At 67.9% G+C, this 13,507-nt stretch carries 15 protein-coding genes; 5 read left to right on the forward strand and 10 right to left on the reverse strand.

Translation table 11 applies throughout. The annotated features are described in order from the left end of the window. Nucleotides 1-960 (forward strand): acetylxylan esterase, encoded by a 960-nt coding sequence (locus ACWF0M_RS09430; RefSeq protein WP_452235140.1) that lies wholly within the window; start codon nucleotides 1-3, stop codon nucleotides 958-960. Here ACWF0M_RS09430 and ACWF0M_RS09435 read toward each other — a convergent pair. Then, the gene (locus ACWF0M_RS09435) at nucleotides 957-1,523 is read right to left on the reverse strand and encodes a hypothetical protein (protein WP_452235141.1); all 567 of its coding nucleotides are present in this window, start codon (nucleotides 1,521-1,523) and stop codon (nucleotides 957-959) included. The genes ACWF0M_RS09430 and ACWF0M_RS09435 overlap by 4 nt on opposite strands. 284 nt (nucleotides 1,524-1,807) lie before the next feature. Here ACWF0M_RS09435 and ACWF0M_RS09440 point away from each other — a divergent pair, with 284 nt between their 5' ends. Beyond that, on the forward strand, nucleotides 1,808-2,125 hold the full coding sequence (locus ACWF0M_RS09440; protein ID WP_452235142.1) for an ArsR/SmtB family transcription factor: 318 nt from the start codon (nucleotides 1,808-1,810) through the stop codon (nucleotides 2,123-2,125). A gap of 74 nt (nucleotides 2,126-2,199) precedes the next feature. On the opposite strand, the gene ACWF0M_RS09445 is transcribed toward ACWF0M_RS09440, so the two are convergent. Then, the gene (locus ACWF0M_RS09445) at nucleotides 2,200-2,430 is read right to left on the reverse strand and encodes a hypothetical protein (RefSeq protein WP_452235143.1); all 231 of its coding nucleotides are present in this window, start codon (nucleotides 2,428-2,430) and stop codon (nucleotides 2,200-2,202) included. A 14-nt stretch (nucleotides 2,431-2,444) separates the two neighbouring features. After that, a complete protein-coding gene (locus ACWF0M_RS09450) occupies nucleotides 2,445-2,864 on the reverse strand; it encodes a MarR family winged helix-turn-helix transcriptional regulator (RefSeq protein ID WP_452235144.1) in 420 nt (139 codons plus the stop codon). A gap of 76 nt (nucleotides 2,865-2,940) precedes the next feature. Here ACWF0M_RS09450 and ACWF0M_RS09455 point away from each other — a divergent pair, with 76 nt between their 5' ends. After that, nucleotides 2,941-3,777, forward strand: a complete 837-nt coding sequence (locus ACWF0M_RS09455) for an NAD(P)H-binding protein (RefSeq protein WP_452235145.1) — start codon at nucleotides 2,941-2,943, stop codon at nucleotides 3,775-3,777. Between the two features lie 163 nt (nucleotides 3,778-3,940). Here the strand turns inward: ACWF0M_RS09455 and ACWF0M_RS09460 are convergent, their stop codons facing one another. Then, nucleotides 3,941-4,807 (reverse strand): HIRAN domain-containing protein, encoded by an 867-nt coding sequence (locus ACWF0M_RS09460; RefSeq protein ID WP_452235146.1) that lies wholly within the window; start codon nucleotides 4,805-4,807, stop codon nucleotides 3,941-3,943. Nucleotides 4,808-5,038: 231 nt separating this feature from the next. On the opposite strand from ACWF0M_RS09460, the gene ilvA reads away from it, so the two are divergent. Beyond that, entirely contained in the window at nucleotides 5,039-6,322 is a 1,284-nt protein-coding gene (gene ilvA, locus ACWF0M_RS09465; protein WP_452235147.1) for a threonine ammonia-lyase IlvA, read from the forward strand. Here the strand turns inward: ilvA and ACWF0M_RS09470 are convergent. The 5 genes from ACWF0M_RS09470 to ACWF0M_RS09490 are packed head-to-tail and all read right to left on the reverse strand — an operon-like array spanning nucleotide 6,319 to nucleotide 11,544. Continuing rightward, a complete protein-coding gene (locus ACWF0M_RS09470) occupies nucleotides 6,319-6,561 on the reverse strand; it encodes a LuxR C-terminal-related transcriptional regulator (protein ID WP_355475360.1) in 243 nt (80 codons plus the stop codon). The genes ilvA and ACWF0M_RS09470 overlap by 4 nt on opposite strands. 5 nt (nucleotides 6,562-6,566) lie before the next feature. Then, complete coding sequence (locus ACWF0M_RS09475; RefSeq protein ID WP_452235148.1) at nucleotides 6,567-7,991, reverse strand: rhamnulokinase; 1,425 nt, start codon at nucleotides 7,989-7,991, stop codon at nucleotides 6,567-6,569. Nucleotides 7,992-7,999: 8 nt separating this feature from the next. Further along, nucleotides 8,000-10,039 (reverse strand): bifunctional aldolase/short-chain dehydrogenase, encoded by a 2,040-nt coding sequence (locus tag ACWF0M_RS09480; protein ID WP_452235149.1) that lies wholly within the window; start codon nucleotides 10,037-10,039, stop codon nucleotides 8,000-8,002. Further along, entirely contained in the window at nucleotides 10,036-11,199 is a 1,164-nt protein-coding gene (rhaI, locus tag ACWF0M_RS09485; protein ID WP_452235150.1) for an L-rhamnose isomerase, read from the reverse strand. The genes ACWF0M_RS09480 and rhaI overlap by 4 nt, the downstream gene beginning before the upstream one ends. Nucleotides 11,200-11,202: 3 nt before the next feature. Then, entirely contained in the window at nucleotides 11,203-11,544 is a 342-nt protein-coding gene (locus ACWF0M_RS09490; RefSeq protein ID WP_452235151.1) for an L-rhamnose mutarotase, read from the reverse strand. Nucleotides 11,545-11,761: 217 nt separating this feature from the next. On the opposite strand from ACWF0M_RS09490, the gene ACWF0M_RS09495 reads away from it, so the two are divergent. Continuing rightward, on the forward strand, nucleotides 11,762-12,838 hold the full coding sequence (locus tag ACWF0M_RS09495; protein WP_452235152.1) for a LacI family DNA-binding transcriptional regulator: 1,077 nt from the start codon (nucleotides 11,762-11,764) through the stop codon (nucleotides 12,836-12,838). On the opposite strand, the gene ACWF0M_RS09500 is transcribed toward ACWF0M_RS09495, so the two are convergent. Further along, nucleotides 12,818-13,468, reverse strand: coding sequence for a TetR/AcrR family transcriptional regulator C-terminal domain-containing protein (locus tag ACWF0M_RS09500; protein WP_452235153.1), 651 nt, complete (start codon nucleotides 13,466-13,468; stop codon nucleotides 12,818-12,820). The two genes, ACWF0M_RS09495 and ACWF0M_RS09500, sit on opposite strands and share 21 nt — an antisense overlap. Nucleotides 13,469-13,507 lie beyond the last annotated feature (39 nt).

The raw sequence follows: 13,507 nt of genomic DNA on the forward strand, positions 1-13,507 counted from the left end.
GTGCTTTCCTTCGAACTGTCGTACGACGAACTACTCACCTACCAGGGCACGAACCCGCGGCCCGCGGACTTCGACGCATTCTGGGACAAGGCGCTTTTGGAGCTCGACGCGGTGCCGGCGGACGCTGAGTTCGTCGACGCGGCTGACTTCCCGCTGACGACGGCGACCGCGCAGCACCTGTACTTCACCGGGACCGGCGGCTACCGCGTGCATGCAAAGGTGGTGCGCCCTGCCGAGCCGACCGGGCCGGCCGTCCTGCTGTTCCACGGGTACGGCGGTGAGCAGCCGAAATGGGTCGAACTGCTGCCGTACGCCGCCCGCGGGTTCACGGTCGCGGCGCTCGATGTGCGGGAGCAGGTCGGATTCCGTACGCCGTCGCAGGCGTCAAACAGCTTCTCGCTGCACCACCACCTGGTGCACGGGCTCGACGACGGGCCGGACGGACTGCTCTACAAGCACGTCTTCCTGGACACGCGGCGCTTGGCGGACCTCATCGGCGGACTGCCGGAGGTCGATGCGGCCCGGATCGCGACGACCGGATGGAGCCAGGGCGGTGGGCTGTCGCTGGCGGCTGCGGCGCTGACGCCGACGATCAAGTACGTCGCGAGCGTGTTCCCGTTCCTGTCCGACTACCAGCGCACGTGGGACCTGAACCTGGAAACATCGCCGTACGACGAGATCGTCACGTGGTTCCGGAAGCGCGACCCACGGCACCTGCGCCAGGACGAGGTCTTCACAACGCTCGGCTACATCGACATCCAGAACCTGGCCCCCCGCATCCAGGCCGAAGTCACCCTCTTCACCGGCCTAGAGGACCAGATCTGCCCGCCGTCGACCCAGTTCGCCGCCTACAACAAGATCCAGTCACCGAAGGAAATCCGCACCTACCCAGACTTCGGCCACGACGACCTCCCCGGCGCCCTCGACGACATCTACCAACTGATCGGCACCAAACTCTAGGGCTGGATCCATGGCTCGTTCATCGAGTGCCGGACGATCTCGTAGACGATGCGTTCGTCCTGCCGGCGTTCGATGGCTCCGATCCACGCTCGGGACAGGTCCTCGGGCTCGTCGCCGACGAGAACCACGACCCGGTTCTGGAGGGTGTCCCATCCCCCTGCCAGCCCTCCTTCAGCCGGCCCCCATTCGTGGGCGTTGGGGAAGATGTCGTCGGCGAGTTCGAGCAGTTCCTCGCGCGAGTACCGGACCGACTCGAACTCGACGGTGAAATCGGCCGGCTGAGCCAGGACTGCCTGCTTCACAGCCTCCACCTCGGTTTCGGAGCCGTCGACAGCGCCGACCAGGCGGACGGTGAGGACGCGCGTCCGGTGATCCCAGGACAGCCCTCCGTCGGGCACAGGTCCGTTCTCGACGATCGGCCGGATCGCGTCGATCTGCTCCACCACGTCGGCTTCGCCGGTGATGTCGAGCAGCACCAGCTCCTCGTTCGGCGGCACACCTTTCGTCCTCGCCACCTCGTACCGCCCCGGGTACGGCGCGAAGTTCGGATCGTCGGTACTCATTCAGGTCCGCTTAGGCCGGTAGAGCGGAGGGTTTGGAGGGTGATCCTGGGGTCGTGGAGCTGGTTGACGGCGCGGATCAGTGTGTCGGCGGCCCCCACGATCGCGAACCCTCGAATCCTCACAGCTCGATGCTAGTACCGCTCCAACCAACGTTGTCGTTTGCGCGCTAGCGGGTTATGTGACCGATGGCGGGATGTAGCAGGCCAGCGGTGACACCGCCCGCCAGTGGTGACCGTATGATGTGTACCCTTGTGGTTACATAGCCGGTCGGGTACATTCGCTGCATGGATGTGGTGTTGCAGGCGTTGGCGGATTCGAGCCGGCGGACGGTGTTGGGGATTTTGCGGGATCATCCGGCGACGGCGGGTGAGTTGGCTGATGCGTTGCCGATTGCGCGGCCGGGGGTGTCGCGGCACCTTCGGGTGCTACGGGAGGCCGGGCTGGTCGACGTACGGCAGGACGCGCAGCGGCGGATCTACAGTCTGCGGCCGGAGGCGCTCGTCGAGGTGGACGAGTGGCTGGAGGGGTACCGCGCACTCTGGCGGAACCGGCTGGACGCGCTGCACACGGAGGTCGCTCGCGGAAAGAATGCGGGACGATGAAGCGGGTGACGGGAGGACATGCGCCGGGGCCTGTGAACAGGCAATAGCTTGTTCACTGACCCCGGCGGATGTCCTCAGTCCCGGTGGAGGGCGGCGTCTATTGCGGCACTGAGAACTTGGTCGTCGTCTGCCTGCCAGGTATGGGCCTGTGGGCAGGTCCAGTTGTCCGGGTTCGCCGGGATCACGCAGCCGAACAAGCGGACTCGGCCGGCTGCGGCGGCTTCGCGTGCGACCGGGGTGGGCAGGCCGTAGAGGATCGGCACGGCTCGTTCCCCGCAGGTGGGGCAGACCGGTGCGTTCGCCATACCGCCAAGGTACGTCACGGCCCGTCCACCAACACCTGGTTGATCTTCGCGAGCGCCTTCATCAACTGGGTCCGCTCGGTCGTCGTGAGCGTCGCCGTGACGCGGTCCTCGAGCTGCTGACGCTCGGACTCGATGGGGCCCTGAAGCGCCCGGCCGGCCGGCGTCAGCCACAGCCGCACGAGACGGTTGTCGCGCGGATCGGGCCGGCGCTCGAGCAGGCCTGCCTCGGCCAGCCGGGTGGCGAGTTTGGTGACGGCGGGCGTGGTGACGTTCACCGCGGCGGCGATCTCGCCCGGCGTACGGCCGTCCTCCGCCCACAGCGCGGCGAGCAGGTGATCCTGCCCGAGCCGGAGACCGTGCCGCTGTACGGCGGCGTCCGCGGCGGCCCGCAGCAGCTTGGAGGTCTTGCTGTGCAGCTCCAGGAACTCGGGCATCTTCGGACTCCTTGACGCTCAGATCATTTACCGGTTAACGTTCCCTGCGAATCGTTAACCGGTAAAGGAGTCTGCCATGTTGTTGATCACCGGCGCCACCGGACACGTCGGTCGCGCGCTCGTCGAGGAACTCAACCGGCGCGGCGCTCCGTTCCGCGCACTCGTCCGCAGCCAGCGGCCTGATCTGCCCGCCGAGCAGGTCATCGGGGACCTCGACGGGCCGCTCGACCTCCGCGGTGTCGACAAGGTGTTCCTGCTCGTACCCGGCACCGGCATCGCGCATACGGCCAATCTCGTCGCGGCGGCGCGTCACGCTGGCGTCCGGCAGATCGTGTACCTGTCGTCGTACGCCGTACTCCGCGACCCGATCCCCGCGATGGGGCGATGGCATCACGAGCGTGAGCAGCTGATCGCGGATTCGGGGATCGCGGCAACGTTCCTGCGGCCGACCGGGTTCATGACGAACGCGTTCGACTGGCTGCCGACGATCCGCGCCGGCGGCTACGTACTCGACCCGATCGGGCCGGGCCGGGCAGCTCCGATCGACCCGGCGGACATCGCGGCGGTCGCGGCGACGGTGCTGGTCGAGGAGGGTCACGAGAAGCAGGCGTACACCTTGACGGGTCCCGAGGCGTTCACCCTCGCGGAACAGGTCGCGATCCTCGGTACGGCGATCGGGCGCGCCCTCGACGTACGGCCGATCGCGACACCTGAGGAAGCGGTTCGATTCCGTTATCCAGAAGGGGCTCCGGCGGACTTGGCGGCCGCCCTGATCGAGGGATTGGCCCTCATGCGCGCCGACACGATCGGTTTGCGAACAGACGCCGTACGGCGGCTCACCGGGCGGTCACCGAACACGTTTTCCGCGTGGTGCGAGGAGAATGCGGCGGAGTTGAACCAGTCCGCGTCATGATTGCCCGGCGCAACCGTCTCATCGGTGCGGGGACTCGGACCCCGTGGGCAGGCGTGCGGCGCCTGCTCGGTGCCGGGCAGCTCTCCAAGGGAAGCTGCCCGGCGCCCTGAAAGTAGCTCCGCAGTACCGGCCTGGTGAGGCATGGTCAGTACTGCGCAGCCGCCTAGTTGGCCTCTTTGGTGGCCCAGTAGTGCCATTGCGGGGAAGCGACTGGGGAGCGAGCCAGCCCGTCCGGCCAGGTGGCCGGCAGGTCGTGACTTCGCGCCGCGTAGAGAATCACCTCCGATGCGCAGCGGTCACCGCGGACGGCGACCCGGGCGGCGGTCTCGGCCCGCATGTCGGCGAGGTAATGGATCGCGGGCAGGAACTCGGCGCTCAGCCGCGGGCTGAGCCGGCCGACGGGTTCGTCGTCGATCCGGATCTCGACCACGATCCGGTGCCGGTCCTGAATGCTGTCCTCCTCCTCGATCGCGTGCATGGTGGCGTACACCCAGCACTCGCCCTCCGCGCGGAAGAACGGCGCCAGTACGTCGGGATGCACCTCGCTGCCCGGTACGACGATGCCGCTGCCGGGCGGTAGCAGGTGAAAACTGCCTGGCGGGGGCAGGTTCACCGGGACGAGCATGTGCGGCTGCCCGAGGGCGACCGCGACGCTGGCATGGAACTCGGTGCCCTGGGTGCCCTTACCGTCCCAGTCCGCCGGCTCCCACTCACTCACCCACAGGTGGCACGGAACCTGCGGTTGCAGGCCTTGCGCCACCAGATCTGACAGCACCGGGTGGTACCGGTGCGCGTCGTCCCTCGGCAGATAGCCGACAACCTTGCCCTGCACCCGAACGGCGATCGACCGCGGGTCGAAACGGTTGTGCGGTTCCGGGACGAGGTCCGCCTCGGTGTCCAGATCTGCGCCGCGCGCCGGGATGGGGTTCGGGAACAGGCTACGGATCGCCTGCTCGTGCGGAGCCTCCCGCACGACCTCCTGACCACACCACAAAGCGTCGCCCCACAGACTGAACGGAATCAGTTCCATGTGCCCTCCAGTCCTCACTGACCGGCCTGTACCCGGTTCATCTCTCCCAGGGCCGTGGCCGTTACACCGAGTGAGCGTATGAAAACTAGACTGCCCAGTGAAGAGCCGTTTCACGCCTGGTGCAAGAGTCTGGAACGCAAAAGGTATCCGCCGGTCCGGACTGTGGACGCCAATCGTCTTGTGCAGCGAGCGAATCGGCGAAGATCGTGCAAATGCACGGGAAGGAACGTCATGCAGGGCAGTGGTTCAGTCGCTCGATCGACCACCGGCGACATCGTTGACGCGGCGGCGATCGAGGCCGCCGTCAAGCGCTTGGACGGTGTCGCTGTGCGTACACCGTTGGAGCGTAATCTCCGTCTCTCCGAGCGCACCGGCGCGCAGGTCTGGCTGAAGCGGGAGGACCTGCAGATCGGCCGTTCCTACAAGCTTCGCGGCGCGTACAACCTGATCGCGCAGCTCGACGACGGGGCGAAGGCCGCCGGCGTGGTGTGTGCGAGCGCCGGGAACCACGGCCAGGGGCTGGCGTATTCGTGCCACATACTCGGCGTCCACGGCAAGGTGTACGTGCCGCGGACGACGCCGCGCCAGAAGCGAGACCGGATCGCGGCCCTCGGCGGCAAGCAAGTGAAGGTAATCGTCACCGGCGACACGTACGACGACGCAGCCGCCGCTGCTCTCGCGGAAGTTGAAGCGACCGGCGCGACGATGGTGCCGGCGTTCGACGACCCGAGAACCGTTGCGGGGCAAGGGACCGTGGCGATCGAGTTGGTGGAGCAGCTCGGCCACGCTCCCGACGTACTCGTGGTGCCTGTCGGTGGGGGCGGTCTCGTTGCAGGGGTTGCAACGTGGATCGCCGAGCGGCATCCCGGCGTACGCATCGTCGGGGTGGAACCGGGTGGCGCGGCGAGCATGGCCGCGGCGGTCGCGGCCGGTACGCCGGTGACGTTGCCGCAGCTGGACAGCTTCGTCGACGGTGCCGCCGTACGCCGGGTTGGCGACGCGACCCTCCCGCTGGTGCAGCAGGCCGGCGTCGAGCTCATGTCTGTGCCCGAGGGGCTCGTGTGCTCGGAGATGCTCGCGCTCTACCAGACCGACGGCCTGATCGCGGAGCCCGCGGGCGCTTTGTCGACAAGTGCCCTGAGCAACGGTCTCGACGTACGCCCGGGCGAGACCGTCGTCTGCCTGCTGTCCGGCGGGAACAACGACGTCAGCCGGTACGGCGAGATTCTCGAGCGCTCGTTGGTGTACGAAGGCCTCAAGCACTACTTCCTGGTGACGTTCCCGCAGGAGCCCGGCGCCCTGCGGGCCTTCCTCGACGAGACGCTCGGCCCGGACGACGACATCACGCTCTTCGAGTACGTCAAGCGCAACAACCGCGAGACCGGCGTCGCCCTGGTCGGCATCGAGATCAGTACCCGGGACGACCTCCCACTGCTGCTGTCCCGCATGGAGGCCGCCCCGCTCGACATCGAACGCATCAACCCGAACTCACCAGAATTCAGGTACTTGATCTAAACCAGACCGCGGCGGGCGGCCCAGACGATGGCTTCGATGGCGGTGCTGAAGCCGAGGCGGTCGCAGATCAGCCGGGTGCGCCGGCGGACGGTGCGTTCGGACAGTTCGAGGCGGCGGGCGACGCCGTCGACCGGGAGGCCGGTGGCGAGCAACCGCAGCAGTTGCAGGTCGTCGTGACTGATCTCGCGCGGCGGTACCCGTCGCGCGAGCGGTCGAAGTTCCTGGGAGAGAACGGTCATGCGGATCACCTGGTTCCGAATACCCGGGACTCGGCGGCGTCCCAGTCGGCCGGTTTGCCCTGCGGGTCGTAGCGCCGCAGAGAATGGGTGGATCGGACCAGGGCGCGCATCGCGCTCAGGTCCGGGAAGGGCTCGCCGAGGGCGCGAGCTTGGACGAGGACGTTGCCCAACGCGGACGCCTCGACGGGTCCGGCGAGGACGGGTACGCCGCATGCGTCGGCAGTCAGCTGGCAGAGCAGCTCGTTCCGCGAACCACCGCCGATCACGTGCAGTACGTCGACCTCTCGGTTCGCGATCGTCTGTGCGGCACGCAACGTACGGCGGTACGCGAGGGCGAGGCTCTCCAGGATGCAGCGGACCACCGCGCCGCGGGACCGTGGCGCGTCCTGCCCGGTCGCCCGGCAGTGCTCCTCGATCCGCGCCGGCATGTTGCCCGGGGCAAGGAATTCGGGTGCGTCCGGATCGATCAATACGGCGTACGGCGGCGCGTCGGCCGCCTCCCGCAGCAGTCCGGGCAGGTCGTCGTCGCCCCAGATCCGTTGGCACTCCTGCAGGATCCACAGCCCCATCACGTTCCGCAGGAACCGGGTCCGCCCGTCGACGCCGCCCTCGTTGGTGAAATTCGCTGCTCGGGCGTCGTCCGTGAGGACCGGCGCATCGAGCTCGAGCCCGACCAGCGACCAGGTCCCCGAGGAGATGTACGCGAACCGCTCACCCACCGCAGGCACCGCAACTACAGCCGAGGCCGTGTCATGGGACCCCACAGCAATCACCGGGATCCCGGGCACCAACCCGGTCTCGTCGGGCAACACGCTGCCGATCACATCGCCGGGCTCGCGCAGCGCAGGAAACACCCGCCGCGGCAACCCCATCCGCGATATCAACTGATCACTCCAGTCCCGGGCCAATACGTCGTACAGCTGGGTAGTAGATGCGTTGGTCCGCTCCACCCCGATCTCCCCAGTCAGCCAGTACGCCAGCAGGTCAGGGATCATCAGGAACGTCGCCGCATCGACCGGCAGGTTTTCGGCGGCGAGCTGGTAGATCGTGTTGAAGGGCAGCCGCTGCAGGCCCGTGACGGCGTACAGCTCTGACGCGGGGATCGTCGACAGGACGCGTTCCATCACGCCGTCGGTGCGTGCGTCGCGGTAGTGGACGGGGTTGCCCAGCAGACGACCGCTCTCGTCGAGCAGTCCGTAGTCGACTGCCCAGGAGTCGATGCCGATGCCGTCGAGCGGACCGGCGGCCCGCAGCCCCTCCAGGATCGAGCGGTAGAGGTGCAGGACGTCCCAGTGCAGCCGGCCGCTCACGCGCACCGGACCGTTCCAGAAGCGGTTCAGCTCCCGCAATTCAAGGACGTCCGCGCCGACCTCACCGAGCATCACCCGCCCGCTCGAGGCCCCGAGATCCACCGCCGCGACCCGCTTCATGACAACACCTAGCGGAGGAAGGCGGCGGCCACGCCGGCGTCGACGGGGACGTGCAGGCCGGTCGTGTGCGTGAGATCTCCACCGGTCAGCGCGAACACCGCGGCCGCGACGTTCTCCGGCAGCACCTCACGCTTCAGCAGGGTCCGCTGCGCGTAGTACGCACCGAGCTCCTCCTCCGGTACGCCGTACACCGCGGCCCGCTTCGCGCCCCAGCCGCCGGCGAAGATCCCGGATCCCCGTACGACGCCGTCCGGGTTCACCCCGTTGACGCGGATCCCGTACCCGCCGAGCTCGGCCGCGAGCAGCCGCACCTGGTGGGCCTGGTCCGCCTTGGCGGATCCGTACGCGACGTTGTTCGGGCCGGCGAACACCGCGTTCTTGCTCGAGATGTAGACGATGTCGCCGCCCATCCCCTGGTCGATGAGCACCTTCGCGGCTGCTCGCGACACCAGGAACGAGCCCTTCGCCATCACGTCGTGCTGCAGGTCCCAGTCGCGTTCCGTTGTCTCCAGCAACGACTTCGAGATCGACAGCCCGGCGTTGTTGACGATCAGGTCGACACCGCCGAACGCCAGCACCGCCTCGCGCAATGCCGCCTCGACCGCATCCGCCGACGACACGTCCGCGCCGACCGCGACAGCCACGTCCGTGGGGCCGATCTCCTTCGCCACCGCCTCGGCCGCAGCCTGATCCAGGTCCGCGACGACAACGCATGCGCCCTCCGCGGCCAGCCGTTGCGCGATCGCCTTGCCGATGCCCGACCCGCCACCGGTCACGAATGCGACCCGCGTCGCGAGCGGCTTCGGCCGCGGCATCCGCTGCAGCTTCGCCTCCTCCAGCGCCCAGTACTCGATCCGGAACTTCTCCCGCTCGTCGATCGGCGCGTACGTCGACACCGCCTCGGCGCCCCGCATGACGTTGATCGCGTTCACGTAGAACTCGCCGGCCACCCGCGCGGTCTGCTTGTCCTTGCCGAAACTGAACATCCCGACACCCGGGACGAGCACAATCGCCGGGTCGGCGCCCCGCATCGCCGGGCTGTCCGGCTCGGCAAACGCCCGGTAGTACGCCTCGTAGTCCTCGCGGTACTGGGTGTGCAGCTCCTTCAGCCGGGCAACTGATTCGTCCACCGACGCGGACGGCGGCAGGTCGAGTACGAGCGGGCGGACCTTGGTACGGAGGAAGTGGTCCGGGCACGAGGTGCCCAGCTGTGCAAGCGGATGCAGTTTCTCGCGCGACAGGAACTCGAGCACCGCATCCGAATCGTTGAAGTGGCCGACCTGCGGTTTGTCTGTCGACGCCAGCCCACGGATGACAGGCGAGAGTTCGGCTGCCCGGCGGCGGCGTTCGTCGACGGGGAGGGGTTCGTAGCCGGCGACCAGCGCGCCGAACGGCTCAGGTACGCCGCGGTTCGCCAGGAAGCGTTCCGCCGTACGGATGATCTCCAGGGAGTTCGATTCGCACTCCTCGGACGTGTTGCCCCACGCGGTGATGCCGTGGCCGCCCAGGATGCAGCCGATGGCCTGCGGGTTCTCACGCTTCACGGCCGCGATGTCGAGGCCGAGCTGGAAGCCGGGGCGTCGCCAGGGCACCCACACCACACGGTCGCCGAAGCATTCCGCGGTCAGCTTCTCGCCGTCTGCCGCGGTCGCCAGCGCGATCCCGGAGTCCGGGTGCAGATGGTCGACATGAGGGGCATCGACCAGCCCGTGCATCGCGGTGTCGATCGACGGCGCCGCACCGCCCTTCCCGTGCAGGCAGTAGTCGAAGGCGGCGACCATCTCGTCCTCACGGTCCACACCCGGATAGGTGTCGACCAGAGCGTTCAGCCGGTCGAGCCGCAGTACGGCGAGACCTTTCTCGGTCAGCGTGCCGAGATCGCCGCCGGATCCCTTGACCCACAGCAGGTCCACGGGATTCTGCGTGACCGGGTCAATCGTCGTACCCTTCGCCGACGTGTTTCCGCCGGCGTAGTTGGTGTTGCGTGCATCGGCACCCAGTCGGTTGCTACGCGCAACGAGCTCGGCTGCAGTGTCGCTCACTCTCATGCTCCCCATCCGGCCTGCCGGCCGTCGGCCCGGTCCTTGGTGATCTGCTCGAAGTAGCCGCTGCGCTTGTACGCCGCGACCGGGTCCGCGTCCAGGCCCTGCGACTCGCGCAGCTCGGCGAGCAGCGGCCGCACATCTGTGTTGTACGCGTCCATCAGCGCGGCGTTCGCACCCAGTACGTCGCCTTCCTGCTGGGCCTTGCGCAGTACATCGCGGTCGACCAGCAGCGCCTTCGCGGTGGCCTCCTGGACGTTCATCACCGAGCGGATGATCGCGGGGATCTTCTCCTCGATGTTGTGGCACTGGTCGAGCATGAACGCGATCCCGCGATCCGGGTCGAGCGCCTCGCCGCGGACGATCTCGTTCATGATCCGGAACAGCTGGAACGGGTCGGCGGCCCCGACCATCAGGTCGTCGTCGGCGTAGAACCGGCTGTTGAAGTCGAACGCGCCGAGCTTCTTCGCCCGGAGCAGGAACGCGACGATGAACTCGATGTTCGTCCCCGGCGCGTGGTGACCGGTGTCGATACAGACCGTTGCCTTAGGCCCCAGTTCGAGACAGTGCGCGTACGACGTACCCCAGTCCGGCACGTCCGTGGTGTAGAAGGCCGGCTCGAACAGCTTGTACTCGAGCAGCATCCGCTGGTCGTCGCCGAGCCGGTCGTACACCTGTTTCAGCGCGGTCGCGAGCCGGTCCTGCCGGTCCTGGATGTCGTCCTGGCCCGGGTAGTTGGTGCCGTCGGAGAACCACAGCTTCAGATCGCGGGACCCGGTCGCGTCCATGATGTCGACGCATTCGAGCAGGTGGTCGGTGGCCTTCCGGCGGACCGCGGGATCCGGGTTGGTGACACTGCCCAGCTTGTAGTCGTCGTCCTGGAACACGTTGCTGTTGATCGCCCCGAGCCGGACACCGTGTTCCTTCGCGTACGCCGCCAGCGCCGCATAGTCCTCGACCTTGTCCCAAGGGATGTGCAGCGCGACGCTCGGCGCGACCCCGGTGTACTTGTGGACGACGGCCGCGTCGGCGATCTTCTCCTCCGGGGACCGCGGGACCCCCGGCTGGGAGAACACCTTGAACCGGGTGCCGGAGTTGCCGAACGCCCACGAGGGCAGCTCGATCTCCTGGCGGCTGAGGGCGGCCTTCACGGCTTCGGTCGTCATGCTTCAGTCCCCTTCAGAATCAAACGCAGTCAGATGGAAGATCTCGGGCAGCAGCAGGAACGACTCGTCCGGCCGGCGGCCGTCTATGCCGGTGAAGAATTCGGTCATCTGGGCTTGCCAGCGGGAGTTGACCTCGGTCGCCGCCATCGCCTTCTGCGCCGCCTCCAGGTCCTCGGACTCGACGTACCCGATCAGCAGTCCGTCGTCGCGCAGGAACAGCGAGTAGTTGTGCCACCCGGAGTTCCACAGCGCGGCCTGCATCTCGGGCCACACGTCACGGTGCCGCTCGACGTACTCGTCGAGCCGATCGGGCCGGACCTGCAGACAGAAGCAGTAACGATTCACGACGTCACCTGTCCCTCGGGCGGGCGGGGCTGGGTTGTGCAGCCAACCTCCTCGATGAAAGGTTTCAAGAGCGCTCCATGACGCTAAGCGTGGCTCTGGGTGGCCGTCAAGAGCTTGCCCAGCTTTTGCGTCCGATCCCGGACTGCCGCAGCGGAGATCAGACCTGAACCGGGTATCCTTCGGCAGCTAACACGTTTCAAGTGCGCAGGGAGGTCTCGTGTCCGTCGACGATGCGGAAGCCCTGCCCGAGCGCACCCGGCGACGTCGTGCGCCGAAGCCGCACGCGGCCGGGGTGAAGGCGGTCGCGGCGGCCGCCGGCGTCTCGCTGGGGACCGTGTCGAACGTGTTGAACCGTCCCGAGGTGGTCAGCCCGCTGACCCGCGCGAAGGTCGAGGCCGCGATGGCCTCGCTCGGCTTCGTCCGGAACGAGTCGGCGCGGCAGTTGCGGGCCGGCTCCAGCCGCATCCTCGCCTACGTGATGCTCGACGCCGGCAACCCGTTCTTCACCGACGTCGCGAAGGGCGTCGAGGAGGCTGCGCAGGCGGCCGGCCTCTCGGTGTTCCTCTGCACCAGCAGCGAGGACGCCGACCGCGAGGCGGCGTACCTGGATCTGCTCGAACAGCAACGCGTCCAGGGCATCCTGATCACGCCGATCGACCAGAACTCGTCCCGCCTGCGCGAGCTGCCGTCCCGCGGTACGCCGGTGGTCGTGGTGGACCGTGCGCTCGACAACGCGGCGCATTGCTCGGTCGCGGTGAACGACGTACTCGGCGGCGAGCTCGCGATCTCGCATCTGCTGGAGCTCGGCCACGAGCGGATCGCGTACGTCGGCGGGCCGAACACGATCGGACAGGTCGTCGACCGTCGCGACGGCGCCCGGCGCGCACTGCGGACCGCGGGGAAACCGATGTCGAACCTGGTCGAGTTGACCACCGGCGCACTCACCGTCGCCGAAGGCAGGGGCGCTGGGCAACGACTTGCGGGTCTCCCGGCGGGTCGCCGACCGACGGCCGCGTTCTGCGCGAACGACCTGCTGGCGTTGGGATTGCTGCAGCAGTGCGTGAGTCTCGGGCTGCGTGTTCCGGAGGATCTCGCGATCGTCGGGTACGACGACATCGAGTTCGCGGAGGCGGCCGCCGTACCGCTGACGTCGGTGCGTCAGCCGCGGCAGCTGCTCGGCCGGACGGCCGCCGAGTTGTTGCTGGACGAGTCGTCGAACCTGGACCACGAGCACCAGCGCGTGATCTTCACGCCGGAGCTGGTGGTCCGGACGTCAACTCGCGGAACGCTCTAGTCCGTACGCCGCGAGGAAGACCTCCGCGGCCTGGTCGGCGAGCTTCTCGAGCTCGCCGGGCTTCGGGCGCTGCCGGGTGCCCGCGAACATGGCGCGGTTCATCGGCTTGTACATCACCAGACCGGCGAACTGGTACGCCGCCAGCGTCGGGTCGTCGAGTTCGCGCAGCAGACCGCGATCGCTCAACCGGCTCAGCGCCTGCCCGAGCGCGTCGAGGGACTTCTCGAAGCCGCTGTTGAACCACGCGCCGCACACCTCGGGGAACCGGTCCGCCTCGGCGATCACGAGCCGGCGGAGCTGCAGGACGCTGTCGGCGGTGAGGCTCTGGAGCAGGCGATGCGCCAGCGCCCGCAGGGCTTCGCGCGCGTCGGCGGCCCCTTCGAGCGTGTCGACGTACGCCTGCTGGAGGCCGTCGATCAACTGGTCGCTGGTGCCGAGGACGATCTCGGCGAACAGGCGCTCCTTGTTCTCGAACTGCTTGTAGACGGTCTGTTTGGAGACCTCGGCCTTGGCCGCGATCTCGTCCATGCTCGCGCCGAGGTACCCGTGGCTGAGGAACACCTCGGTCGCGGCGGCCAGGATCGCGCGGCGCTTGCGGGGCGTCCGGCCCTCGATCTCTGCCTGCTCCATGCAGAAATCATACTAGACAGTCCAGTTCTCTGCCGAGTA

It is taken from the genome of Kribbella sp. NPDC055110, from assembly GCF_053607525.1.

What these genes read in the sequence shown, in the direction of transcription:
- ACWF0M_RS09435 (WP_452235141.1), bottom strand. Translation starts at nt 1,523, where the DNA reads ATGAGTACCGACGATCCGAACTTCGCGCCGTACCCGGGGCGGTACGAG.
- ACWF0M_RS09450 (WP_452235144.1), bottom strand. Translation starts at nt 2,864, where the DNA reads ATGCCCGAGTTCCTGGAGCTGCACAGCAAGACCTCCAAGCTGCTGCGG.
- ACWF0M_RS09480 (WP_452235149.1), bottom strand. Translation starts at nt 10,039, where the DNA reads ATGAGAGTGAGCGACACTGCAGCCGAGCTCGTTGCGCGTAGCAACCGA.
- ACWF0M_RS09440 (WP_452235142.1), top strand. Translation starts at nt 1,808, where the DNA reads ATGGATGTGGTGTTGCAGGCGTTGGCGGATTCGAGCCGGCGGACGGTG.
- ACWF0M_RS09455 (WP_452235145.1), top strand. Translation starts at nt 2,941, where the DNA reads ATGTTGTTGATCACCGGCGCCACCGGACACGTCGGTCGCGCGCTCGTC.
- ACWF0M_RS09500 (WP_452235153.1), bottom strand. Translation starts at nt 13,468, where the DNA reads ATGGAGCAGGCAGAGATCGAGGGCCGGACGCCCCGCAAGCGCCGCGCG.
- ilvA (WP_452235147.1), top strand. Translation starts at nt 5,039, where the DNA reads ATGCAGGGCAGTGGTTCAGTCGCTCGATCGACCACCGGCGACATCGTT.
- ACWF0M_RS09475 (WP_452235148.1), bottom strand. Translation starts at nt 7,991, where the DNA reads ATGAAGCGGGTCGCGGCGGTGGATCTCGGGGCCTCGAGCGGGCGGGTG.
- rhaI (WP_452235150.1), bottom strand. Translation starts at nt 11,199, where the DNA reads ATGACGACCGAAGCCGTGAAGGCCGCCCTCAGCCGCCAGGAGATCGAG.
- ACWF0M_RS09460 (WP_452235146.1), bottom strand. Translation starts at nt 4,807, where the DNA reads ATGGAACTGATTCCGTTCAGTCTGTGGGGCGACGCTTTGTGGTGTGGT.
- ACWF0M_RS09445 (WP_452235143.1), bottom strand. Translation starts at nt 2,430, where the DNA reads ATGGCGAACGCACCGGTCTGCCCCACCTGCGGGGAACGAGCCGTGCCG.
- ACWF0M_RS09470 (WP_355475360.1), bottom strand. Translation starts at nt 6,561, where the DNA reads ATGACCGTTCTCTCCCAGGAACTTCGACCGCTCGCGCGACGGGTACCG.